Here is a 25,718-nt window from a genome sequence, read left to right as displayed (position 1 = left end):
AATACAAAGTTTAAATACTCCGAACTAGGCAAAGGGAATTATTGCAGAAAACCATAGCTTATTGGGCTAAATTAATTTCATAATATAGATGTAAGTTTTTTAAGTAGTGAGTGAAGTATGAAAGAAATTTTATTAGGTGTTAACATAGATCATATAGCAACTGTTCGTCAGGCGCGTGGTACACGTTATCCTGATCCTGTGCAAGCTGCAATTGATGCGGAAGAGGCGGGTGCTGATGGGATTACCCTACATATGCGTGAAGATTTGCGCCATATTCAGGCGCGTGATGTACGTTTAATTAAGCAGGTGCTGCAAACAAGAATGAATTTAGAATTAGCAGTGACTGATGCTATGTTGGATTTTGCTGAGGAAATTTTACCCGAGCATACTTGCCTTGTACCTGAAAAACGTGCTGAACTTACAACAGAGGGTGGATTAGATGTTATTGGTAACTTTGAATTAATTACGAGGGCCGTAAAACGTTTACAGGCTTTTGATAGTGAAGTATCTTTATTTATTGACCCAGATGTTGACCAAATTGAAGCAGCGGTAGCCACAGGTGCGCCAGTTATTGAAATTCATACTGGCGCTTATGCTGATGCACCAACGGCTACAAGTCGTTTGGAAGAATTAAAGCGGGTGAATGTAGCTGCTAGGCATGCTGCAAAACTTGGTTTGATAGTTAATGCAGGTCATGGTCTAAACTATCAGAATGTTAAACCTATTGCAGCCATACAAGAATTACATGAATTAAATATTGGCCATGCCATTGTTGCGCGAGCACTTTTTACTGGTTTAAAGGACGCAGTAAGGCATATGCGCCAGCTTATGGTGGAAGCTAGAAACTATGTCAATGAATGACGCAATTATTATTCGCTTAACAGGGGATTCAGGAGACGGGGTGCAATTATTAGGTGAGCAGTTAACCATTTCTGCTGCCCTAACAGGACGAGATGTGCGCACGTTACCTGATTTTCCAGCTGAAATTAGAGCGCCAGCAGGCACTATTTCTGGTGTTTCTGGTTTTCAACTCGCAATGGCCGAAGAGGCCATTTTTACTGCCGGTGAAAGTCTTGACGTTTTAGTTGCTTTAAACCCGGCTGCATTAAAAAATTCTCTTCCTTACTTATCTGCAGGTGGCTTATTAATTATTAATGAAGATAGCTTCCAAGAAAAAGATTGGCAAAAGGCTGGCTTGTCTGCCAGTTTCTTAGAAGATAAAAAGGCGCTGTATCAAGTGATTAGTCTGCCTTTAATTACGCAGACGTTACAAGCTGTTCAAGGAATAGAAATAAGCCATGCTCAATCTAAAAAGGCTAAAAATTTTTATATTCTTGGACTTGTTTTATGGCTTTTTGATTTACCTACTGAAAGCTGTCTCGCCTTTATTAAGAAAAAATTTAAAGCAAATCCTATCATGGCAAAGGCTAATGAATTAACTCTTTTGGCAGGCTTCAATTATGCAATGACTCTAGAGTTAAGTCGGCAACACTTTATGCTTGGCCAAATTAATCGCGAAGCAGGAGAATATAGACAAATTACCGGTGTTGAGGCAATTGGGCTTGCCTTAGCAACCATTGCTGTTAAAACAAAAACACCACTTTTAGTAGCCGGTTATCCAATTACGCCATCATCAGCAATTTTACAGGAATGTGCAAAATTAGCTGATTATGGTGTGCAGTTATTGCAGGCAGAAGATGAAATTGCTGCCATAGGTTCTTGCTTAGGGGCAGCCTTTGGAGGCTGTCTAGCTATGACCTGCACATCAGGCCCAGGCCTTGATTTAAAAAGTGAAAGCTTAGGTCTTGCGGTCGTTACGGAATTACCACTCGTTTTAATTGACATTCAACGTGCCGGTGCGTCTACGGGACTACCTACTAAAACAGGCCAAAGTGATTTAAGGCAAGCATTCTATGGACGCCATGGCGAAGCCCCACTACCTATAATTGCCGCGCAATCGCCGGCTGATTGTTTTAACATTATCCTTGAAGCGTTTAAAATCGCTGTTACCTATATGACGCCAGTTATCGTGTTACTTGATGCGTATTTAGCTAATGCAGCTGAGCCTTGGAAAATACCTCCCTTAGAATCAATTAATGTACCTAATATTCAGTTTAATCGTTTTCCTAAACCTTACCAGCGTGATGAGTACCTTGTGCGCAGTTGGAATATACCAGGTAGTGCTGGCTATATTCATCAAATAGGTGGCCTTGAGAAAGAAGGGGAAGATGGAAAAGTCAGCTATGATGCCGATAACCATCAAAAAATGGTGACATTACGAGCGCAAAAAATAGCAGGTATTACCAGAGAATATCCCCCATTGGTTATTGAGGGTGATGAGCAAGCAGCGACTTTATTAATTAGTTGGGGAAGCACTTATGGCAGTCTTAGGTCCGCTGTTAAGCAGGGTCGCGAAGAAGGATTAGCGCTTGCTTTATTACATTTACGCTATTTAAATCCTTTACCAGAAGAGTTAGGTATTTTTTTAACGCGTTATAAAAATGTCTTCGTTGTGGAATTAAACTCAGGGCAATTATGTCAAATTATTCGTGGAGAATATTTAATTGATGCTCGTTCAATTAACCAATGCAATGGCCAGCCTTTTACAGTAAGCACGTTGATTAAGGCCATAAAAACGGAACTTAATTATGAACAAATACAAGCGTGAGGATTTTGCCAGTGCTGCAGAGGTAAGATGGTGCCCGGGTTGTGGCGACTACGCGATTTTGGCTGCTTTGCAAAAATTATTACCTGAGCTTGATTTAGCACCCGAGCAGCACGTTTTTATTTCAGGCATTGGGTGTGCTGGACGTTTACCTTATTACATGAATACTTACGGTTTTCATACGATTCATGGGCGTGCGCCGGCGGTTGCTACTGGATTAAAAGCGATGCGCGATGATTTAACAGTTTGGATTATTACCGGCGATGGGGATGCGCTGAGCATTGGTGGTAATCATTTGATTCACTGCTTAAGAAGAAATGTTAATGTCAATATTTTACTTTTTAATAACCAAGTTTATGGCTTAACAAAAGGCCAATTTTCGCCAACTTCACAAAAAGGTCAAGTGACTAAAACCTCGCCACAAGGTGTTAATAGCGAGCCTATTAATCCAATTTTATTAGCTTTGGCGGCAGGTGCTACGTTTGTAGCGCGTGCTGTTGATAAAGACCCACAGCATTTAATTTCTATCTTAAAACAAGCGTATGCCCACCAAGGGTGCTCGTTTGTAGAAATTTATCAGGATTGTAATATTTTCAACCACGGTGCATTTGATAGTTTTGCTGTAAAAACTAATCGTGCTGATAAAACGATGACACTTATGGAAGGGCAACCCTTGGTATTTGGTGCAAATCAGCAATGGGCTCTCGCTCTTAAAGAAGATAGGCTGCAAATTATTGATCATAATTCCGAGGTGAGCGATTTTTGCACGCATCAACCTGCTAATTTCATGAATGCCATACGTTTAGCTAAGCTTCATTACCCTGATTTTCCCGTGCCTTTAGGTATTTATTATCAACAAGCGCGCGATGTTTTTAGGTTAAGCCGTTCAATTACAAAAACTGATTCTGATATAGAAAAATTATTCAGGGAAAAGGCAAATTGGCAGCAGGTTTAATTTTATGGGTATTAATTATTAGTTTGACAGGGAACACTGAATTTTAGTGAGAATTTTATCCTGGCGGAGAGACAGGGATTCGAACCCTGGGAAGGTTGCCCTTCAACGGTTTTCAAGACCGCCGCAATCGACCACTCTGCCATCTCTCCACCGCGAATACTATAACAACCATCATCGCAATGCAAATTATTTTTAGGATAAATTTTTATTTTTTTATGATTAGTTAAATGTTAGTTAGAGTTTTGCTTAGAGAGTTTTGTAATTGCCAGAGGATGAGTATAATGGCTCTTCTTTGAAAGAAGTCTTTTAACTGTTGGCAGGTATTTTTATGAAACATATTCTAGCACTAACTTTAACTATGATGATTTTCTTACTCACGTCATGTGCATCATGGTGGAATAATGAGAGTGATGATAATGGCCCTTATAAAGGTATGACAGCCAAACAAATTTTTGATCAATCGCAAGACGCGATGGCAAAAAAAGAATACAGTGCTGCAGTAAAGCGGCTTGAAGCATTAGAATCAATGTATCCTTTCAGTGAGTATGCTGAAAAAGCGCAATTAGATTTAATCTATGCTTACTATCAGAAAGAAGATTACCCCTCAGCTGCGGCAACCGCAGAACGATTTATTCACCTCTACCCACGAGCAAAGAATGTCGATTACGCTTATTACATGAAAGGACTGGCTAACTTCCAGCAGAATCGAGGTACCTTTACTAATTTCTTGCCCATGGATGAGTCATGGCGTGATCCTGGCACCCAAGCTCAAGCGTATGCTGATTTTGCACTTCTAGTGCAGCGTTTTCCCGAAAGCAAATACAAAGACAATGCCTTACAACGCATGATTTACTTACGCAATATGTTTGCACAGCGTGAATTAAATGCAGCAAATTATTATTTTGAACGAAAAAAATACGTTGCTGCTGCTGAACGTGCTAGCTACCTCATAAAAAATTACCCGCAAGCAACCAGTGTAAAGCCAGCGCTGATTGTGCTTTACCGTGCTAATAAGGCCTTAGGTCTAGAAAAAGCAGCAGAGGATGCATTGCGAGTTTATCAAGCGACTTATCATGCTCTACCTGCTGGGGTGACTGTTTAGTTATGGTAAATGGTGGAAACTATTAACAAGCGCATAGGCTGTTTATTAATATATTGTATGTCGTGGCCCTTATGGGCTATGACTTACGAAGATGGACAATTATTACGTAAAGATTACTTACTTTATCAAGCTTGGTCTGTGAGTCGTAATTATCATTTTGGTTCTACAGTAAAGCCAAATAAACTATGTGCCCTAGCTTGGCAGCTCGTTTATATAAATTTATTGCCTCCTACTTATCCGCAAAAAGAAAAATTAATAACTCCATACCAAGAAGGGCTCACTAGTAAACAGATAAAGAAAGCGACTGCGGAGGCTCAACGTTTAATGGCCGACTATAAGCTTAAGCCTGCTTTATCAGAAGAGGAATTATCGCGAGCTTATGTATTGCGAGATATAACTAATGATTGGTTACACCTGCCAGTCCCTTCAGTGCCCTTAAATATAGCTAGTAAATTTAAACATTGGATTACCTGGGTAGCTGATAATGTTGATCTAGAAACAGCAGAATCATTAGATAAATATGCTTATAACTTATTTTTAGCTCACCAATTTCCTATTGTGTATGGGCAGATTATTGTTAAAGGACCTGAATCTCCCGAGATGGTTCAGACTAATAAGATGGATGTAAAAATTTCTTCTCATGGATTTTTTGTGGGACGTCCTACAGGCCATCGCGCTACGTTTACGCTAGCAGGTTATAAACCCGTGGTTATTAAGTTAACTAAAAATATTCAACCGATTAGGGCAGTGGTGCTTGAGCCTCTACCACATCATAAGCAAACTGGTCTAATCGGCAGAGTATTACCTTGGCATGGTTTAACGCAAGGTAATATACTTTTAATGCCTGAGGATGCTTTAATAGCTAACCAAAATAAGCCGTGGTTACAGCCTACTATTCCATTAACCATCACTGAAGCAGGTGAGTTTTATACTACAGGTTTGGCTGCTGGTCGTTATCAGCTTTTTATTAATACCGCCGGTATCAGCACAAAGATTAAAGTCGCTGTTAAAGACAATGAAGTAAGAAGTTTATCCTTAATTAGACTCAATCGTTAAGCGACATTGCGAACTGGCATTGTTGCGTGGATAAATTAAGTGATTAAAACGACCTTGTAGCCTGGGTGAAACAAAGTGAAACCCGGGTTTCGGCTCTTTAGGTCTGCGCCTGAGCTACATTTTAATTTATCCACGCAACAATGCCTTGCGAACTAGGCAAGCTCAGCTTCAAATTGGGCTTCTTTTTTAGTTAATGGCTCACCCTTATTTAAACCTTTAAGTAAATCATTAATTAAATGGCGTAATTCGCCACCTAATAAAGTAAGGGCTGCATCACGTTTTAAATCATCTTCTTCTAGCTGGTTAATATCATTAAACTCATCAATCAGGTAATCTAAGCTTTTTAAGCGTTTAAATGTTAAATCATGAGTTAAGGTGAATTGAATTCGTTCATTCCAAATTAAAGAAATTTCTGCTGCTGCTAAACCTTGAGACAAGAGCGTAATGATTTCATCGGCTGGTAATTCATAACCTTTGCAATTAATACGTTTCTTTTCATCATCCATAGAAAATAACAAACAATCAGAAGCAAGTTGAAAATTAGCGGGTAGTGTTGCAGGATTAGTTATCCATTCAGCAAAACGCAGGGCTAAGTTATCTTGATGAGTTAATGGTTCTAGTTGTAGGTTAGGCAATGTTTTACGTAATAGAGAAGTTAATTGTGACGCTTGATTTTCGCTTGCTGTATTAACAATAAGACGTTTAGTCTGTGTATCTAAGAGGGCTAATAAACGCTTCTGGATACAAAATGATTTGGGTAATAATTCAAACTCAACTTCTTCTGCCAACTGTGCTTTCTCAGTGCGTTTTACTTTGCGCCCATGTTGGGTTTCTAAAGTTTGCATGCGTTCAGCAACTATCTGATTAATGACTGCTCGTGGTAAAATTCGCTCTTCTTTACCTAGACACAGCAGTGTCGCGCCGGCAACTTCTTGCGTCAGTTCGTTGGCTAAAACAGGTAACCAGCCATAAATAAAGCGGGCATGTGGAGGACAAGGTTTTAATTTTTCCTCTGCGAATAAAGCAGCAAAATCTAACTCATCAGTCAATTCATAATGGTAAATTAGAGCATTGTTAAACCACATATAATCTATCCTATCAGCAAAAAATGGCATGCTAACATGATTGATTTTGATTAGCCATCAAAGCAAGTTAACGAGGTTGGCGATGCTGGCAATATAATTGTTACATAAAAATATTTAAGGCTATTACTATAGATTTAAAGTCAACCGTATCTCTTCCTGTTAGGGAAAACCAATAGCCGCCAATGATGCCTACGTTTTCATTGAAATTATACTCAATAGCTGGAGCAAGGGTTATTTCTTCGACTAATCCATGACCAATTGTTTCGGCGTTGCCTTTAGAGTTAAAGCCTGGGTAGCCGCGAAATTTAGTGCCTTGGCGAGTCGCATAATAACCTTCCATAACGGCTACCCAATTTTGGGTGAGATTGAATTCGCCCGCTAAATCAATGCTAAACATATTGCCTGGATCAATTCGCCCAAATGTGTCTGGATTACCACCAAAACTGGTAATGCCACGTAAATTCACATCAAGAGGCACAAGGTAAGCTATGCTTAAACGTGTACGTAAGTAATTTATTTCAGAAAATTGTAAACGGTGTTGGAAATTTAAATTAACTCCGGTTTGGTAGCTACCAAGACCTGTGGCATCGATACCATTATTTAATGGGTTTAAGCCTTTGTATTTACCCGTTGGGAAAATTTCTTGTAATGTCACACGTAAATCAGGCCGCCACTTGGATTTACCTTGCTCAATTAATTGGTAGCCTAATATCGCACTAACATCACTAATATGCTCATATTCTCTACTTTTTTGGCGATTATAAGAATAAGGTAAACTATACTGAATATCCATAGAATCAGTTAAACCATGAGTAAAAATAGGGTTACCAACCACGCTATTGCTGTGAGGAACATGCGTTAAGCGCCAATAGCGATTAAATATGCCATCATTGTCAGTAATAAAGGCATAGGGTTCAAAATTGGTATGGCCTTTAGGGATAGTATGCCCAGCTGGTGCGAGCAAGGGGCCGGTATACCAAGGGCCGTCAGCTGCTGCGAGGCCATATATTGAAGTACATAAAAAGAATAGTAAGAATTTAGCTGCTACCCGTTGCATGTTTGTCCTTAATTGACCTAATTCATTAAATTGAGTGCTTAAATCTATCTAGTATTTGAAAATACACTCATGTAGTAATTTCAATTCAAGAGGCTATAGTGTAGATTAGCCCACTTTTAATCGTTGTGAAATACCTATGAAACCTGTCGTTTATCTTCATCCTGAAAAGCAACATGCTATGCTTCGTGGTCATCCATGGATTTTCCCTAAGGCTATTAGTAAGGTTAAAGGAAATCCGCAAACGGGGAATTTAGTCCATGTTTACAATTTAAATGATGAATTATTAGGCATAGGAATTTACAATGAGCATTCATTATACCGCGTACGTATATTAGCTCAAGCTTGGGAAATATCAACAGATTTTACGCTAAATAAATTAATTCAATTGCGCTTGGAACAAGCACTAATTATTCGCCAAGCCCTTCATTTACCTAATGAATTTACCACAGCTTTTCGGTTATTCAATAGTGAGGCAGATGGTTTATCAGGTTTAACAATAGATTACTTTAACGGCATTTGTGTGGTGTCTAGTTCTGCTTTCTGGGTTGAGGCACATAAAAAAGATATTACTACGATTATTAAACAAACATGTCATTGTCAGGAGTTAGTTTGGTTGGCACAACGCAAACCCTTAAACCAGGATGGGTGGCAGGTTAACGAGGAAGAAGCGAAAGAAATTAAAACCGAAGTACTTGAAGCAGGTGTGCGGTATCAAGTTAATTTTGCACAAGCACAAAAAACGGGGCTTTTTATCGATCAGCGTGAAAACCACCAACGTATTGCCAACCTTGCCAAAGGAAAGACGGTCCTTGATTTATATACTTATACGGGCGGTTTTGCGCTTCATGCAGCACAGGCTGGAGCAACTAAAGTAACCGCTGTAGATAGCTCAGCACAAGCCATTGAGCAAGCCAAGCAAAATGCTATTATTAATAACATAACTACGATTGAATTTATTACGGGTGATGCGCGCGATTATTTAAGTAATGCAAGTGATTATGATTTAATTGTTTTAGACCCGCCTAAGCTCGTACCCTCGCAACAACACTTGCAGCGCGCTAAGAATTATTATCGCTTTTTGCATCGTGAGCTGTTTAAGGTCATGCGTTCAGGGTCTTTGTTAATGACTTGCAATTGCTCAGCAGCACTTTCAACAACAGAATTTGTTAATCTGGTTAATATGCAAGCTTTAGCAGTGCAAAAGCAGGTAAGAGTATTGGGTACCTTTGGGCCAGCAAGTTGCCACCCAACGTTACCTGCTTTTCCTGAGGGGCATTATTTAACTGCCGTTTTAGTGGCTGTCATTTAGAATTAGGTCTACTGCAACATTACTTTATCTAGTGATATAGTTTACGAAAATTAAATTAATTTAAGGCTATAAAGGAGGTTTCTTTTAGCTTAATAGTGTAGGCCAATAGCTAGGATAGTGGCTATAAAATTAAAGATAGACCAATGCCTTAAGTGCTGGATATTTTAAGCAAACTTATTTAACGTTTTAGAAACTTAGCGAGAAGTTTTTGTATAAAATTCTAACAAGCAATTGATTATAAATAAGTGTTCTTTTTTAGATAATTCTGGATAAATTGGAATTGAAAAAACGCTTCTAGCAGCTTGTTCAGCTTGAGGAAAATCACCTAACTTATACTTTAGTTCATGATACATAGGCTGTAAATGCAGTGGCTTGGGGTAGTAGATAGATGTTTGAATTCCTTTATCTGCCAAAAATTCCATTATTTGCATCCGTTTACTTGAGGCTAGTGTAAATAGAGAATAAGTATGCTTATTTGTATAGGGTAATTTAATAGGTAGTTTATAGCCTTTATTAATCAAAGCATCAATATAATGTTCTGCATAAATAGCCCTCTGCATATTCCATTGTTCTAAATATTTTAGTTTATATAAGAGAATAGCAGCTTGAATTTCAGAGATTCGATAATTAAAAGCCATAAAATCATAATCACCAGATAAATTTTTTCCCCAGCTCCTTAGTAGACGAATTTTTTCAGCATACTGCTTATTATTGGTGGTAATCATGCCCGCATCACCAGCAGCAGATAAATTTTTAGTTGGGTAACAGCTAAAACAACCTAAATCTCCTATACTGCCCGCCTGTTTACCCTTATAGACAGCACCATTGGCTTGAGCAGCATCTTCTATAACTATAAGTTTATATTCTTTAGCAATTTCCATAATAGGATCCATATCTGCCATTTGTCCAAATAAATGTACAGGAATAATTGCTTTAGTATTTTTAGTGATAGCTTTTTTAATTAATGCTGGATCAATAGTGAATGAGACTGGATCAATATCAACAAATACAGGTTTAGCACCAACATAATCAATTGCATTACTAGTAGCTATAAATGTAAATGGCGTTGTAATTACTTCATCACCTTTTTGTACATCCGCAGCAACTAAAGCTAAATGCAAAGCACTAGTACCTGAACTAACCCCAATACAATAATCAACATTACAATAAGCAGCAAATGCTTTTTCAAATTCTTCTGTAAAGCTCCCTAATATATATTGTCCACTTGTTAAAACAATCTCAATTGCTGCTAATAATTCATTCTGTAAGCTCTTACTGGTTACTGAATTAAATAACCTGATCATTCTCAGTCCTTGATTAAATATGTTGATTAACTAAAATTTTTTCACCACATGATTTTATGGATTTTTCAATTAATTCCAGTATATAAATCAGTTTAAGAGAATTTTGTGAATTTGTTCGAGGTAACTTATTTTGTTCAATACACTCAACAAAGTGATTAGCCATCATAGTTAGGCCATCATTGTGTCCAACCGGTAATGACTGTGCAGTATTTAGTACGTTCATTTTAATAGTCATATACTTAGTTTTATCATTGATATCATCAATACCAACATTATATAATTTAATTTTGTCCTGCGTTAAGCAATCATTAAATACGGCGACTTTTCTATTACCTGCTATAGTGACATGTCGTAATTTTTCTGTTGTTATGTTGCTTACGTAAATATACGCAGTAATATCCCCTTCAAAAAATAAATTTATATGAGCGATTGTAGCTATATTTTTATCAAAATATCCACTACTAATAGCGCTAACTGCATATAGCCTGGCTGGTAGGAGATAACTAATTAAAGCTATATCATGAACTGCAAGATCCCAAATTACGCTGCTTTTTAAGTCATTGCTTCCAAAATTAGTGCGGTTAAAATTTAAATAGACAATACTTCCTAATTCATCTTGCTCAAGGAGATAAAATAGCATCTGAGCAGCACTTGAATAAACGGGTGTATAGTCAACCATCACAATCTTATTTTTTTTTTGGGCTAACTCCTGAATTTCGAGTGCCTCGTTAAGATTTGTTACTAAAGGCTTTTCTACTAATACGTGTTTTCCAGAATCAAGAGCTGCTAAAGTTAGCCGATAATGTGTATGAATTGGGGTAGCAATAATCACTGCATCTATTTGGTTGTCATCAAGTAAAATTTGATAATTATTAGTCAATTTAGCGTTATTATAGCAATGATGAGCATCCTTTAAGTTTTCACTAATTAAGTCACAAATGTATACAAGATCTATATTATGTAATTTTGAAAATTCAGCTGCCAGTTTTCTACCCCAATAACCATAACCAATGATACCTATTTTTATCATATACATAAGGTATATCTCTAAGAAAAATTTTGTAAAATTAGATGTTCATTTTTCATACTATATTTAACTATAGTACACCTTAAATCTTTAGTTGAAATTCAATCAATTTTGTTCACACCTAGCGTTATTTTTAATGCGTTCTAAAATAACGATAAATAAAACGTAGATTCATACTAATCACTGATAAATATGTCTAAAATCATAAAAATTGAACACTTGCTAATAGTTTTTAAAAATTTAGAGGCAACCAAATAGATAATTAATAATATTGTTAGTATGTCTTTCAATGAAGAAATTTCTAAAACTATTAAATTTAATTATTTAATAACAAGTTAGGCACTGTTTAGATATTGAATTAAAACAATAAGCTATACTAACTTTAACTAAATTAGAAAGCTGAGATTTAGGATATGAAACATGATAAAAATGATAAGACACAAATTCATCCAACAGCTATTGTATCGCCAAAAGCAAAACTAGGAGTAAATGTTTATATTGGACCCTATAGTGTAATAGGGCCTCATGTTAAAATTGGTGATCATGTGTCTTTACATAATCATGTTACCATCAATGGATATACAACAATTGGGGATTATACTATTGTATACCCTTTTGCCTGTTTAGGAGATCCTCCGCAAGATTTAGCCTATAACGGAGAACGTTCGAAATTAATTATTGGCATGCACAACAAGATTGGGCACTATGTAACTATGAATGGCGGCACACAGAGCGGCGGTTTAATAACTCAGATTGGTAATTATGGGATCTTTATGGATGGTTCGCATGTAGCCCATGATTGTAAAGTAGGTGATTATGTAGTTATACCTAACCACGTATTACTGGCAGGGCATGTTAAAGTAGGCAATAATGTTGTTTTTGGGGGAGCTAGTAGCGTTGTACAAAATACAATAATTGGACAAGGCGCTTTTGTTACTGCACACACGTTAGTTTCTGAAAATGTTATTCCGTATGGAATAGTATCTGGTTTTAGAGCAAAGCTGCGTGGACTAAATATTATTGGCATGAAGCGTTTATGCATTCCTAATAGAGATATTCATGTTGTTCGGCAGACCTATAAAATTCTTTTTGATAAATCTAATAAGGATTTATGGAAAGAAAGCGTTAAAAAAATAAAAACTGAGTTCCCTGATAATCCTTATGTACAAGAAATAGTTGACTTTATTGAGCAGCCTACAAAAAAAGCATTTTGCACTCCTTATTCAGCTGAAGATGAGGCATAGTTATAATTTTGCTTTTAATTTTTGATAAAAATAAAATCTTAGTAGGGCGACATATTCGTGAATAACATGCTCTAAAATAAATAAATTATAACCTGAAGGCTTTAATGAAACCCATGCTCCCATATAATCAGCTGGAGAAGGTGTAGGAATAGGGCGCAGACCAAAATGCAAAAGATACATCATCATACGCTTTAAAAATATAGCAGAAGTTACCAAAAATATTTGTTCATAGGGCTCTAACTCATCCATGATTTTACAAACAAATTGTGCATTTTGATAAGTATTTACGCTCATTTTTTCAAGTTTAATATTTTTTGCATCAATACCTGCGCTTAAAAGCTCTTCATAATAAGTTTCTGCTTCAGTTTTTCCTGGAGTATGAACATCTGCTCCAGAAATAATAATAGTGCATTTACAATTATTCTTTTGACATAAATAATAGAGTCTTACAGCTTCAAATATCCTTGAATAACTAAAAAAAGTTGCTTTAACAAGAAAATTGGGCCACCTAATGGTACTACAACCAAATAAAATAATAGCAACGCGTTTTTTATTTATAGAAGTAATGGGGACAGTATAAGCGGCTTGTAAATATTTTAAAAGAATAGAAGTTATGATTCCGCAGCCACCTAGCAGTAGAAAAGCTACGGATATAAAAATTAAAAACAAAGCAATTTTTATATAAGCAAAAATCAAAGAAATAAGAGCAATTAAAAGTAAATAAACAATCAATAGGGTGATCATTTCGATTTTCCTTTTAGATTACCGAAAAAATACTTATTTACTAAAGAATTTATTTTTAAAATAGCTAATGATAATTTTAATAATAAGTTAAAACTATAATCAAAAATTAAAGTTATAGTTTCTATAATTTTATCAAGATTTTTTAATTATAGTTGACCTAGGCACTACGGTAGCTAAATATTACAGAACAAAGAGGCAATATTAATTGCTTATATAGACGCAACTATTTGAATAAATTTAATTAAAAAGATAATTTTTAGAGACCAAGCTTTTCATTTTTTGACTATAAGGGGTTTAATTAAAAAATAAAATTTTCTATTAAACAATTAATTTTATTTAATAATTTTGTATTAAAATAAATCGCTTATCAATTTTATATTCCTGCGCTATAACTTGAGTAAATAATATGTTTGCTCTAAGTTAACTAAAAGTCAAAAAATGCCCTAATTTTGAACAGCTATATACTATACTGATTAAGAACTGTAATTAGTCAGGTGAACATAGGTGTTTATTATATGAGAAATATTGCGGAAATTTTACAAGAAAGAGAAAAAAAAGATGGCTTAAAAACAATTTTTAAAATTATTGCAAATGACCGTAAAATTATTGATATAACCTATTCAAATTTATACAAAAAATCCTTAAGTATTGCAGCTTCATTAAGTCGTCAGAAAAATGGTAGCCAAAGTAGTTTGTTATTAATTCCACCTGGTGAAGAATACATTTATGCAATTTTTGGTTGTTTACTAGCAGGTGTTATCGCTGTGCCTGCTTATCCCCCTACTAATAATAAGAAAATGGATAGACTGAAATATATTCTTAATAATGCTGGTTCTAACAATATTATTACGCTTAAGCGATTAGCTGATAATATTTCATCGATAGTGCCAAATGTTAATATTATTGAGGATATGATAGTAACTGATCCTATTGATTTTATACCCAAAAAAGTTACACCTAAAGATATTGCTTTTTTACAATACACTTCAGCCTCTACTGGAAACCCTAAAGGAGTAATTATTACTCATCAAAATTTAATTGCAAACTCCAATTCGATACAGAAAAGTTTCAAAAGTACTTGTAAAGATGTATTGGGCTCATGGGTCCCTCCATACCATGATATGGGACTCATAGGTTGTATCATTTATCCTTTTATAGTGAATATGACTAGCATATTAATGATGCCAACTTTTTTTATAAAAAAACCTTATCAATGGCTAAAAGCCATTTCTGATTTTAAAATTACTATCTCTCCTTCACCTAATTTTGCTTATGAATTATGGACTAGAACAGTAAAAGAGGAACAAAAAAAAGATCTTGATTTAAAACATTGGCGCATTGCTTTAAATGGTGCTGAACCTATTAATGTAGCTACTATGGAACGATTTGCGCAATCATTTGCAATATGTGGATTTGATAGAAAGGCCTTATTCCCAGCTTATGGTTTAGCAGAAGCTACATTAATGGTTACTGGAAAAATTGAAAATGAGCCGCTTGTGTCTTGCCAGGTAGATAAAAAAGCATTAAGAAATAATAAAATTGAGCTTACTAAAAATGAGGCTAGTTCAATTTGCTTAATTTCCTCTGGTCAGTTTAATGATGGCTTTGATATTAAAATTATTAATCCTAAAACACTTGTTAGCCTTAAGCCTTATCAGATTGGGGAGATTATTTGTGCTGGTCCAAGTGTTACCCAAGGCTATTGGCAGAATTCAAAACTAAATAAGCAGATTTTTTGTTCACCTAAGCCTAATTTAGAAAATAAATCCTACCTTAGGACAGGCGATTTAGGTTTTATAGATAATAAAAGCAATCTATATGTAACAGGAAGAATTAAAGACATAATTATTATTCATGGTCGTAATTATTATCCTCAAGATATTGAGTTAAGTATTGTCAATAATTATCCTGCATTGAGTATTAATAGTAATATCGCTTTTGCCCAAAATGATGCAGGATATGATAGATTGATCATTGTCCAAGAAGTATCAAAAAATATAAAAAAATTTTCAGAGCTTTTTGATGAAATTATAAACATTTGTATAGCGGAGCATGACATCCTACCTGATAGGATAGTTTTAATTAAAAGAGGTAGCTTACCAAAAACTTCAAGTGGTAAAGTTCAACGAAGTGATTGCAGACAGCAGTTGGCTGCAGGTTTATTACCCATTATTAGCGAATGGAAATCCGTTTCATCTAATAATAAGATCTCAAATAATGATACCTTACAACCCTCTGGTTTCGCGCAATATGATTTGAATCAAAATATATTAAATTGGATTAAATCATGGTTGGCTAGCTACTTAAATCTTAATATTGAGCAAATTGATCCTAATAAAAACTTTGCGTATTATGGATTGAATTCAGTCATAGCCATGGAATTTTGCACTGCGTTACAAACAAGCTTAAATTACGAGCTTAGTCCAGCATTATTATGGCAATATTCTACTGTAAATTTACTTGCTAATTATTTAATAGACTCACAAAAAAAATCTTTAATTCCTCAACCTTTACAGATTGAAAATTTACCTTTAGAACCAATAGCTATAGTAGGTATAGGCTGTCGCTTTCCTGGCGATGTTAATTCACCAGAAGAGTATTGGAATTTACTTTGCAATGGCTCTGATGGTATTACTGAAGTTCCTGCTGAACGATGGGCTGTAGATGATTATTCTGACGGCCCTAATACGACTGGCAAAATAGCTAGCAGCCGTGGCGGATTCATTAAACATATAAAAGAATTTGATGCCATGCTATTTAATATTAGCCCGCGCGAAGCGGAAGTAATGGATCCACAACATCGGATTTTACTTGAGGTCACGTGGGATGCTCTAGAAAGAGCAAATATTGAGCCCTTAAGCATATCCAATAGTAATTGTGCGGTTTTAGTTGGCCTTGGTACTAATGACTTTGGTTATTTACTTCATAATAACGCTGAACATTATCGTACTAATACTTATTTTAATATTGGTAACTCGCATAGTGCTGCTTCAGGCCGTCTTGCCTATTTTTATAATTTACATGGTCCAGTAATGTCAATTGATACTGCTTGTTCATCATCATTAGTAGCTATCTATAATGCCTGCCAAAATTTACAAAGTAAAAAATGTGATTTAGCCATTGCCGGTGGCGTTAATTGCATCCTAGATCCTTTCATCAGTATTGGCCTCTCAAATGCTAATATGTTAGCGCCTGATGGTAAATGCAAAGTATTTGATGAGAAAGCAGATGGGTATGTCCGCAGTGAAGGATGCGGTATTGTAATATTAAAGCGTCTTAGTGATGCAAAAGAGGCAGGCGATAATATTATTGCTATCGTAAAGTCAGTTGAAATTAATCATGATGGTTTTAGCAATGGTATTACAGCGCCTAATCCTAAAGCACAAAAAGAGGTAATTGAAAAGGCCTTGTCTACAGCCAAGCTGACCCCTAATGACATTACTTATATTGAAGCACATGGTACAGGAACAAAATTAGGAGACCCGATAGAATTTAATGCACTTACTGAAATATTTGGCTCTAAGGGACGTAAAGAACCTCTAAGGATTGGTTCGGTAAAAAGTAATATAGGTCACTTAGAGGCTGCTGCTAGCATTGCAAGTTTTATAAAAGTTGCTCTTATGCTAAAGAATAAAAAGATACCTAAGAATCTACATTTAAATTCTATTAATCCATTAATAAACTTACAAGCAATACCAGCAGAAATACCTCAGTATTTAACAGAATGGACTGTAGAACAAAATAACAAACGTTACGCAGGTGTTTGTTCCTTTGGATTTACTGGAACTAATGCACATGCTATTTTGGAAGAAAATACAGAAAGTATAAGCAATCATACTGATGAGCAAAAAGCTGCATTAGCTCCATCTCCTTATTTGTTTATTTTATCTGGACAATCTAGAGAAGCTTTACAAGCTCAAATAGTCAATTACATAGGCTATTTAAAAGATAATTCTGATATTAACCTAGCTGAATTATGTCAAAATCTCCTTAACTATCGCACTCACTTTCAATATCGCCTAGCGCTAACTGCCACTGACATAATAGATTTAGAAAATAAATTGATGTCCGGAGATTACTTAACCAATCTTATCCCTGTAAATAATAAGAATAAAATTGCCTTTCTATTTACAGGACAAGGTGCACAATATACTCACATGGGTAAGGATCTTTATTTTGCTCAACCTGCCTTTAAACAGGCTATTGATGAATGTAGTGCAATTCTTAATGAATATTTACCTATATCCTTATTAGAAATTTTATTTGAAGAGAAAAATAAAGAATTATTAAATCAAACTCAATATACGCAGCCTGCTATATTTACTATTGATTATGCACTAGCAAAATTTTGGATGAGTTTAGGTATTATGCCATCAGCGGTAATTGGCCATAGCGTTGGTGAATATGCTGCAGCAGTAATTGCTGAAATTATGAGCTTGCGAGATGCACTTAAACTTATTGCGTTACGCGGTAAACTAATGCAGTCTTTACCTAAAGGCTTTATGCTCGCTTTAAATGGTCCGTATGAAAATTCTCTAAAGGTGATCGATGCAATAAGACAAGCTAATCCTGATCTAATATTAGATATTGCAGCTGTTAATAGCTTACAGCAAATTGTTGTTTCTGGAGAAAAAAAAGCTATAAAAAAAGTAGAAAAAATTTGTAATGAAAAAGCTATACAAACAATCTTGTTAAATGTTTCTCATGCTTTTCATTCAAGGCTAATGTTACCTATTTTAGATGAATTTCAAAAGTGTGCCGAAAACATCACCTATCATTCACCTAAAATAGCATTTATTTCAAATTTGACGGGGCTTAATGTAGTAATAAAACCTAATGCTAACTATTGGCGAGAACACATTCTGAAGCCAGTAGAATTTGCTAAAGGGATAAAAACTTTAATAGATAATAACTTTAACTTTTTTATAGAAACTGGTCCACAACCTATTTTAACTAATTTTGGCATCGCGTGTCACCCTGAGTCAGGTAAAGTAACTTGGCTTAGTTCATTAAAGAAAAATGAAGGTGATTGGCAATCTATTTTAAATAGCTTAGAAAAATTCTATTTATCAGGTGTTTCTTTGGATTGGAAAAAGCTTAATAAGCATCTTATGAATACGATGAAAAAAATAAATTTGCCTACTTATCCTTTTCAAAGAAAATTATATTGGCCCGAAATACTCACAACGGTATCTAATTCATCCCAAAATAAATTACAGAACGCTGTGTATTCATTGCAATGGCGAGAGCAAGAAATAGTCACCTGTTGTTCAACCGACAAACAAACAGGAGTATGGCTAGTTTTTATTCCTACTGATTATAAAATTGAGCAATTTTCTATTGATTTTCAACAAAAATTTGAAAAAATTATTTATGTGAAACCTGGTACTTCTTTCCACAATATTAACAGGAAGTTATTTACTATTGATCCTAATAATCTTGAGGATTTTGATAAGTTATTAGCTGAAAATTCTATTATATCAGGTATATTTTATCTGTGGGGTTTAGACTTAAAAAATAATGACGCTGAATATACTTCTTCAGAAGATATAAATAACTATGTTAAAACAACTTGTGATGGTTTACTTAATTTAGTAAATACTGTATCTAAACAGCCAACCCACGAATTATCACTTTGGGTGGTGACATACGCTACACTATATCCATCACAAAAATCAAAGCTGCCTATTGCAAGTCCCTTAATCGGCCTTAGCAAAGTTATTAATTTAGAATTTCCTCAACTTAACTATAATTATATTGATATAGTAAATACCGAAATTAAAATAAATGAAGTTGTAGCGTTACTCTATAAAGAAGTTACGGCTAAAACACAAGGGCAATTGATAGCTTACAATAATAATAAGCGTTATACGCCTGTTGTATCGCCTTATACTCTTCCTACGCAACTACCTTCTTCTCTTTTTAAGTCTGATTACACCTATTTAATAACAGGAGGTTTAGGCGGGTTAGGCTTTGAATTATGTAAATGGATAGTACGTCAGGGTGGAAAATACATTGCAATAATAGGGAGAAGAAAATTAAATGACCAATTAGAAAATCAGCTACAAGAATTAAAAGGTAGCGCTGTAGTTAATTATTATCAAGCTGATGTCTCTAATTTAGAAAATTTAAAACAGAAAATGCTCCAATTAATACAAGAAATGCCGTCAATAAAAGGAATTTTTCATACGGCTGGTGTACTACAAGATTGCCTAATAACAAATCATACATGGCAAAAATTTAAAGAAGTTGCTGATCCTAAAATTGCAGGAAGTTGGAATCTACATCAATTAAGTCAAAAATTAAATTTTGCATTAGATTATTTTGTACTGTTTTCTTCTATTAGCTCTTTATTAGGTAGTAGGGGCCAAGCTAATTATGCAGCTGCAAATGCATTTTTAGATGGGTTATCACACTACCGTCATAGTCTAAGCTTACCTGCTTTAAGTATAAATTTTGGTCCATGGGAAAATATAGGCATGACTCTTAATCATGAGCAACCATGGTTAAAGGTTGGCGTCAAAAATATACCACTAGGCAATGGCTTACAAATAATTGGAAAAATGTTAAACACCAGTAGCCCCCAACTTATTTTACTACCTCATGTGTTTGAGCAAAAAGCAGTTAAATTTTTATCAACTATGCAATTAGACTTGATGCATCAACTTTTTGGATCGGAATTAAATTCAAACTACTTAGTTTCTGAACCTGTACCAGACCTATTTATAGAAGATAGTCTTTTGTCAAAGATACAAAAACAAGTTGATATAGAAGAAAAAAATAAAATTATAGTAGAGTTTTTAATTAAAGAAGTCAGTAAAATATTAAATATTAATAAAAAAGATTATAAGTTAGGTGAAAGCAGGTTGTTGGAGTTAGGTATGGATTCAATTACAGGGGTAGAGTTATTGAATGCCATCAATAACGCCATGCCTTTAAGCACACTATCAATCAAAGCGCTATTGTTTGAAGAGCGTACTATAGAAGAGATAGCAGCTTATATAATTGAATTGGCTGCGTTACAAACATAGTGCAAGAGCAAAAAGCTAATTTAGAAATAGTTCACTTTTTAAGTCATTTCACAATAATCTTTTTAAGAATTTTTTAATTTTGTAGAAAGCTTTCGCCAGCGCATAAATATTAAAATTGCAGCAACTAAAAGTGATATATCACTGGCAACGGTAATGCCTATTAGTCCCCAATGCAAGATAAAACCAAATAAGTAAGCAAGTGTTATCCCTATAGGCCAAATACAAATAACACTAATAAGCATAGGATAGGTTGTATCTTCTAATCCTCGTAATCCACCAGCTGCAATATTTCTAACACCATCAAATAATTGACCCACAATAACTATTAATAATACAATTGATATTATTTCATATAATTGTGTGATTTCTTGGTTATTATGAAGAAAAATAGTAATAAATGGTTTAGGCATTGTTATAAATACCGTCATAATGATTAATGTGTAAATGATGCCTAATATAATTGTTTTATTGCCATAAACTCTTAATTCATTTAAACGGTTTTTACCCCAAGCATATCCAACTAAAATACTATTAGATTGACTTAAACCAAACAAAGGAATAATAAGTAAAAATAAATATTGCATAACCACCTGATTAACCATTAATGCTTGTTGACCTAGCCAACCGACCATAATTGTTAGTGTAAAAAAAGACAGTAATTCATTACTTATTTGTAAGCTAACGGGGATTCCTAACTTTAAAATAATATAGCTTGATGCAGTAATATTTTTGAGTGAATTAATCTTAAATAGATAATAATTTTTAATATTTTTATTTATCAATATATAGGCTAAAAATATAACTAAAGTTATTATGCTTTGAATTAAAAAGGTCCAGGCAAGGCCATTTATCCCCATAGGATTAAAGCCAAATTTACCAAATATAAATAGGTAGCCAAAAATAATAGTTAATACTAAATTAATAATACTTAATATAAATACAAATTTTTGCTTAAAAACTCCAAGGGTGATTTGAAATAAAATATTTATAACAGCGTTTATAGGAACCACCCATACAAAAATATAAAAGTAGTTAGAACATATTGTTATTAGTGATTTAGGTTGGTCTAAAAAAAGCAATATAAATTCTAAATTTAAAAAAAATATGATGACAAGAGAGCTAAGTAATAAACTTAAAATTATACTTGCTTGAAAAATAACACCAACCCTGTGAAGATTAGTTTCTTCTCCCACAATACGGCCAACAAGAGCACTGACACAAAAAAATAACGAATTAAAAATTGTGAGTGCTGTTACTTGAGATGAAAAAATTAACATACTGGCAGCAAATACTTCTGGACTCAAGTAAGATATTAATAATACACTTAAAAATTGTGTCAATGCCATTATAAGTTGTGCCAAAATTATTGGCATAGACGTACTTAAAATTTTTTTAAATGGATGTGGCGTACTGTACGTTGCCATGTGAATAATTTCCTTGAACATTAATTTTTACTTTCAAAGAATCAAGTTATAAAGATCAGATATACAGATAATTAAAATAAGTGCATAGCTAAGGAAAGATATTACTATCTTAAATTTCCTTTGATTAAATGCTGGTAATAACTACAATTAAAATTTATATAAATCTTACCTAGCAATCTTCACAAGTAACGCTTTAAAACGAATAATAATTTGTAGTATTTGTTCTTCCATTATAAGAGGCTCACTAAAAGAAATTGAAAAATAAATTTTTCCATTCAAAATAGCCATATGAACATTAATTAATGTAACACCTAATTTTTGTACAGTTGCACCATGCATAGACATTAATTTCAGAACACTATTAGGATTATTTATGGATAAGTTTCCTGAAAATGTTAACTGAAGATATAAAGGAGATTTGCCCTTTTTTTCAACCATTTCTTTGTTCATAATCCATTCTTCATAAATACTTTGTTTATTATAATCTTTTTCAAAATTAATTTTTAGTTTATCGATTGATTCCCATAAATCATTATTATACTGTTTTGCAATTTGCCAGATATCATTTTGCTTTATATTAATTGTTGTTTGTGCAAATGCTCTATAACATCCTAAATAATCATACGGAACTTTAGGAATGCACCCATCTCTTATATCTATCGAGGTTCCAAAAATTATTTCTTCTTGTTTATAATCCGAATAATCTAATGATAAAAATAGAGCAGCAATCATAAATGCATTAATTGTTGTATTATTTTTGCTACATTGCAATTGTATTTTTGTCACTATATCTTCTGAAATTTCTTCAAATATATATTTTGGTAAAAGGCATTCAGTTTTTGCAGGAGTAGTATGGGTCGCCACAATTAAATTTTTAGCAAAAAAGTCAGGCATTTCTGCTAATTGTTTAACATTAATAATTTCTTCAAAATTAGGTAATAAATTATACTCAATAACATCGAATTTTTCTTTTCTGTATAATTTTTCATAAAATGACAACACATCATGAAGTACAAAAAAAGAAGATTTGCCATCAGTTATAAGATAATGAACAATAGAAAAAATAAAAGTTTTTTTTTCTGAATAAAGGACTACGCATCGCCAAAGTGGAGTCTGATCTGAGCGAATAAATCTTTGTTGCTCTTTTTCAACAAAATTTTTAATATTAATTGGTTCATTTAAGGGGATATACTCTACAGGTAAAACAGGCAGCTCTTCCAATATTTCAAATTCATCTTTTTCCCCCTCGCACTCGACTAGTCTTGCGCGTAATAGGGGTTGTTTTTTAACAACTAACTGTAGTGCCTCATTAAAAATTGATTTATCAAAAAAACCCTGCAAGCATGAAAAACCTATAATATTTAAATGACCTTCAGCTATATCACCTACACATTTACTTATTACTTCGTTATACCCAAGCTTTCTAGAGGTTTTTTTATTAAACTGTCTCATGCTTACTCCATCTAAATATCAACCACCTCACACCCTTTTTTGAATTTTCCTTAAAATTAATAAGTATATTATTGAAAACATATATCTTTGTTAATTATAGCTGTTAATTTTGGGTATATATATCTGTAAAAATAATATCAAATTTTAATCATATGTATTTGAAATGTATAACAAATTAACATAAATTCTTTTTATTTATATCAAATTTGATGTTTTTTTAATATTTAAGTAGTTTTATTGCCAGTTGCTCTGCTGTGGGAGATATCGCAGTAATTATAGTAATAGGAGTAAAGAGATAGGGATTATTTATTAATTCCGATAGCATGTAATTTTATAAATACCCTATTAATAGGAGGCCAACTCAAATGCATATAGTATATGAGTCACTAGATGCCATTATAAATACAAATAATTTACATTAATCTGTGCAAATCCATACAGAATTTTACCGATATCCCTACTATACTTTAAGAAGAAAAAACGAGCAGGTTGGCCATGAAAGTAAGAGATTTCAATCGTACAGATGATGGTTATACACTAAGCCGACAGAAGGTATCTCAAGCTAACACTATCAATATAATATTAGATATTATCCAGAAATTATCATTAGCAAAAGATATTGAAACGATTATGTTTATTGTACGTAAAGCTGCTCGCCAACTTGCTAATTCTGATGGCGCTACCTTTGTACTTCGTGATAATAGCCAATGTTATTATGCCGATGAAGATGCTATTGAACCCTTATGGAAAGGCAAACGTTTTCCTTTAAATACCTGTGTGAGTGGCTGGGTTATGCTCAATCAGCAGCAAATTGTAATTGAAGACATTTATAACGACCCGAGAGTACCAGCTGATGCTTATCGCTCGACCTTTGTTAAAAGCTTATCAATGACACCCATCTGCTCGCAGGCACCTATAGGCGCCATTGGTACTTATTGGTCAGAATACTATCAGCCAACCAAAGAGCAGCTTTATTTATTGAAAGTCTTAGCAGACAGTACTTCGGTGGCCATGGAGAATATTCAGCTGCACTCTAAGCTGGAACAAGGCAATCAACAAACTTTTGCCCAAATGGAAGTTACCCGCAACCTTATGGAGGCTAATAAAGAGCTTGCGGCTGCTTTAGAAGAATTAAATCATCGCAATGCAGAAATGCAACATTTAAGAGAATTAAGTTCAGGTCTGCAAACCTGCATTTATTTAGAGGAGTCTTACAAGTTAATTGCTAATTTTTTAACCAAGCTTTTTCCCAATACGGCCGGTATCTTTTATATCATGCATCCATCTCGTAATTACCTTGAGTCTATGGCTATTTGGAATGAGCCATTTTTTGAAGAAAAGTTTATTAAACCTGATGAGTGTATGGGGTTACGCCGCGGCACACTTTATAAGGTAACTGACCCAAAGAAGGAATTAACCTGCGCGCACTACCAAACAGATAATGACCGAGCTTACACATGTATCCCACTATTTGCGCAAAGTGATATTTTGGGTTTGCTCTACTTAGAATGGAAGCCTTTTTCTCAAGATAAATATAAAGAAAATCAAGAAGTTTTAGCTAACACGGTAGCTGAACAAATTGCGTTAGGACTTTCAAATATTAAGTTGCGAGAAACATTACGTAACCAATCTTTTCGAGACACCTTAACAGGCCTTTATAATCGTCGCTACCTCGAGGAAACACTAGAACGTGAGCTTAGCCGCTGTGGGCGAAAATCTTCTTCCTGTGCTACTTTAATGATAGACATCGATCACTTTAAACAATTTAATGATAAATTTGGCCATGAAGCAGGTGATTTAGTGATTCAATCATTTGCCCAAGTTTTAAATAAGGCTGCTCGTAAATATGATATTGCCTGCCGATACGGTGGCGAGGAATTTATTCTGTTTCTTCCAGAAATTGAACCTAAAACGGCCTTAGCTCGTGCCCAGCAATTACATAAAGCGATTAGTAAAATTCATTTACGTTATGGTGGTAATATGTTGAGCCAAATCACTATTTCTGTTGGTATCGCAATTCATCCGGAGCATGGCAAAGACATGCATACTTTAATTGCTTGCGCTGACCGCGCACTTTATCAAGCTAAAAAATCAGGGCGCAATAGAACAGTTATGTATTCCAAAAGAAAACGCACTAATCAGCATAAGCTCGATACAAAAGCTATAAAATAGTTTTTGTAACCCATAAAAACATTCCTTTATATGGGCCCCAAATTAAAAACCTATTTCTATCAATTTAAAAAAATGTTAATGATAATCCTGT

The 25,718-nt window shown here is 34.3% G+C and carries 16 protein-coding genes and 1 tRNA gene; 9 read left to right on the top strand and 8 right to left on the bottom strand.

Annotation, left to right across the window (positions count from 1 at the left end; all coding sequences use genetic code 11):
* The first annotated feature begins 117 nt into the window (after positions 1–117).
* Genes pdxJ through DYE47_RS09345 form a run of 3 tightly spaced genes read left to right on the top strand, consistent with a single transcriptional unit; the run spans position 118 to position 3,620 of the window.
* Complete coding sequence (gene pdxJ, locus DYE47_RS09355; RefSeq protein ID WP_115303016.1) at positions 118–861, top strand: pyridoxine 5'-phosphate synthase; 744 nt, start codon at positions 118–120, stop codon at positions 859–861.
* Positions 848–2,668, top strand: coding sequence for a 2-oxoacid:acceptor oxidoreductase subunit alpha (locus DYE47_RS09350; RefSeq protein WP_115303015.1), 1,821 nt, complete (start codon positions 848–850; stop codon positions 2,666–2,668). The genes pdxJ and DYE47_RS09350 overlap by 14 nt, the downstream gene beginning before the upstream one ends.
* Positions 2,646–3,620: a 2-oxoacid:ferredoxin oxidoreductase subunit beta gene (locus tag DYE47_RS09345; RefSeq protein WP_115303014.1), complete on the top strand. Its 975-nt coding sequence runs from the start codon at positions 2,646–2,648 to the stop codon at positions 3,618–3,620. The genes DYE47_RS09350 and DYE47_RS09345 overlap by 23 nt, the downstream gene beginning before the upstream one ends.
* A gap of 61 nt (positions 3,621–3,681) precedes the next feature.
* Here DYE47_RS09345 and DYE47_RS09340 read toward each other — a convergent pair.
* Positions 3,682–3,769, bottom strand: a tRNA-Ser gene (locus tag DYE47_RS09340).
* A gap of 179 nt (positions 3,770–3,948) precedes the next feature.
* On the opposite strand from DYE47_RS09340, the gene DYE47_RS09335 reads away from it, so the two are divergent.
* A complete protein-coding gene (locus DYE47_RS09335; RefSeq protein ID WP_115303013.1) occupies positions 3,949–4,722 on the top strand; it encodes an outer membrane protein assembly factor BamD in 774 nt (257 codons plus the stop codon).
* 9 nt (positions 4,723–4,731) lie between these two features.
* Entirely contained in the window at positions 4,732–5,778 is a 1,047-nt protein-coding gene (locus tag DYE47_RS09330; protein WP_115303012.1) for a hypothetical protein, read from the top strand.
* A 152-nt stretch (positions 5,779–5,930) separates the two neighbouring features.
* Here DYE47_RS09330 and DYE47_RS09325 read toward each other — a convergent pair whose 3' ends face one another.
* The gene (locus tag DYE47_RS09325; RefSeq protein WP_115303011.1) at positions 5,931–6,863 is read right to left on the bottom strand and encodes a recombination-associated protein RdgC; all 933 of its coding nucleotides are present in this window, start codon (positions 6,861–6,863) and stop codon (positions 5,931–5,933) included.
* A 100-nt stretch (positions 6,864–6,963) separates the two neighbouring features.
* Entirely contained in the window at positions 6,964–7,920 is a 957-nt protein-coding gene (locus DYE47_RS09320; protein ID WP_115303010.1) for a hypothetical protein, read from the bottom strand.
* 136 nt (positions 7,921–8,056) lie between these two features.
* Between DYE47_RS09320 and DYE47_RS09315 the strand changes: the two genes are divergently transcribed.
* Positions 8,057–9,229 carry a class I SAM-dependent rRNA methyltransferase gene (locus DYE47_RS09315; RefSeq protein ID WP_115303009.1) on the top strand — a complete coding sequence of 391 codons (1,173 nt, stop codon included), beginning with the start codon at positions 8,057–8,059 and terminating at the stop codon, positions 9,227–9,229.
* A gap of 194 nt (positions 9,230–9,423) precedes the next feature.
* Here the strand turns inward: DYE47_RS09315 and DYE47_RS09310 are convergent, their stop codons facing one another.
* Together DYE47_RS09310 and DYE47_RS09305 are read right to left on the bottom strand one after the other, a co-directional pair.
* Positions 9,424–10,533 carry a DegT/DnrJ/EryC1/StrS family aminotransferase gene (locus tag DYE47_RS09310; protein ID WP_115303008.1) on the bottom strand — a complete coding sequence of 370 codons (1,110 nt, stop codon included), beginning with the start codon at positions 10,531–10,533 and terminating at the stop codon, positions 9,424–9,426.
* 13 nt (positions 10,534–10,546) lie between these two features.
* Positions 10,547–11,569: a Gfo/Idh/MocA family protein gene (locus DYE47_RS09305; RefSeq protein ID WP_115303007.1), complete on the bottom strand. Its 1,023-nt coding sequence runs from the start codon at positions 11,567–11,569 to the stop codon at positions 10,547–10,549.
* 404 nt (positions 11,570–11,973) lie between these two features.
* Between DYE47_RS09305 and lpxA the strand changes: the two genes are divergently transcribed.
* Positions 11,974–12,804 carry an acyl-ACP--UDP-N-acetylglucosamine O-acyltransferase gene (gene lpxA, locus DYE47_RS09300; protein WP_115303006.1) on the top strand — a complete coding sequence of 277 codons (831 nt, stop codon included), beginning with the start codon at positions 11,974–11,976 and terminating at the stop codon, positions 12,802–12,804.
* On the opposite strand, the gene DYE47_RS09295 is transcribed toward lpxA, so the two are convergent.
* On the bottom strand, positions 12,805–13,536 hold the full coding sequence (locus DYE47_RS09295) for a YdcF family protein (protein WP_160149884.1): 732 nt from the start codon (positions 13,534–13,536) through the stop codon (positions 12,805–12,807).
* 527 nt (positions 13,537–14,063) lie between these two features.
* Here DYE47_RS09295 and DYE47_RS09290 point away from each other — a divergent pair.
* On the top strand, positions 14,064–20,579 hold the full coding sequence (locus DYE47_RS09290) for a type I polyketide synthase (RefSeq protein WP_115303004.1): 6,516 nt from the start codon (positions 14,064–14,066) through the stop codon (positions 20,577–20,579).
* A gap of 62 nt (positions 20,580–20,641) precedes the next feature.
* Here the strand turns inward: DYE47_RS09290 and DYE47_RS09285 are convergent, their stop codons facing one another.
* Entirely contained in the window at positions 20,642–22,003 is a 1,362-nt protein-coding gene (locus tag DYE47_RS09285; RefSeq protein WP_160149883.1) for an MATE family efflux transporter, read from the bottom strand.
* Positions 22,004–22,168: 165 nt separating this feature from the next.
* Entirely contained in the window at positions 22,169–23,455 is a 1,287-nt protein-coding gene (locus DYE47_RS09280) for a condensation domain-containing protein (RefSeq protein ID WP_115303002.1), read from the bottom strand.
* A gap of 495 nt (positions 23,456–23,950) precedes the next feature.
* Here DYE47_RS09280 and DYE47_RS09275 point away from each other — a divergent pair, with 495 nt between their 5' ends.
* Positions 23,951–25,627 (top strand): diguanylate cyclase, encoded by a 1,677-nt coding sequence (locus DYE47_RS09275; RefSeq protein ID WP_115303001.1) that lies wholly within the window; start codon positions 23,951–23,953, stop codon positions 25,625–25,627.
* Positions 25,628–25,718: the final 91 nt, after the last annotated feature.

The sequence above is a fragment of the Legionella beliardensis genome, assembly GCF_900452395.1.
Lineage (GTDB): Bacteria > Pseudomonadota > Gammaproteobacteria > Legionellales > Legionellaceae > Legionella_C > Legionella_C beliardensis.
Note: the sequence above shows the minus strand (reverse complement) of the source record. Positions and strands in the feature narration are given on the sequence as shown.

Excerpts from the sequence above, each read along its gene's own strand:
- DYE47_RS09280 (WP_115303002.1), bottom strand. The coding sequence starts at position 23,455 with ATGAGACAGTTTAATAAAAAAACCTCTAGAAAGCTTGGGTATAACGAA.
- DYE47_RS09285 (WP_160149883.1), bottom strand. The coding sequence starts at position 22,003 with ATGGCAACGTACAGTACGCCACATCCATTTAAAAAAATTTTAAGTACG.
- DYE47_RS09305 (WP_115303007.1), bottom strand. The coding sequence starts at position 11,569 with ATGTATATGATAAAAATAGGTATCATTGGTTATGGTTATTGGGGTAGA.
- DYE47_RS09335 (WP_115303013.1), top strand. The coding sequence starts at position 3,949 with ATGAAACATATTCTAGCACTAACTTTAACTATGATGATTTTCTTACTC.
- DYE47_RS09320 (WP_115303010.1), bottom strand. The coding sequence starts at position 7,920 with ATGCAACGGGTAGCAGCTAAATTCTTACTATTCTTTTTATGTACTTCA.
- DYE47_RS09290 (WP_115303004.1), top strand. The coding sequence starts at position 14,064 with ATGAGAAATATTGCGGAAATTTTACAAGAAAGAGAAAAAAAAGATGGC.
- DYE47_RS09310 (WP_115303008.1), bottom strand. The coding sequence starts at position 10,533 with ATGATCAGGTTATTTAATTCAGTAACCAGTAAGAGCTTACAGAATGAA.
- DYE47_RS09330 (WP_115303012.1), top strand. The coding sequence starts at position 4,732 with ATGGTGGAAACTATTAACAAGCGCATAGGCTGTTTATTAATATATTGT.
- DYE47_RS09325 (WP_115303011.1), bottom strand. The coding sequence starts at position 6,863 with ATGTGGTTTAACAATGCTCTAATTTACCATTATGAATTGACTGATGAG.
- DYE47_RS09275 (WP_115303001.1), top strand. The coding sequence starts at position 23,951 with ATGAAAGTAAGAGATTTCAATCGTACAGATGATGGTTATACACTAAGC.
- lpxA (WP_115303006.1), top strand. The coding sequence starts at position 11,974 with ATGAAACATGATAAAAATGATAAGACACAAATTCATCCAACAGCTATT.
- pdxJ (WP_115303016.1), top strand. The coding sequence starts at position 118 with ATGAAAGAAATTTTATTAGGTGTTAACATAGATCATATAGCAACTGTT.
- DYE47_RS09315 (WP_115303009.1), top strand. The coding sequence starts at position 8,057 with ATGAAACCTGTCGTTTATCTTCATCCTGAAAAGCAACATGCTATGCTT.
- DYE47_RS09350 (WP_115303015.1), top strand. The coding sequence starts at position 848 with ATGTCAATGAATGACGCAATTATTATTCGCTTAACAGGGGATTCAGGA.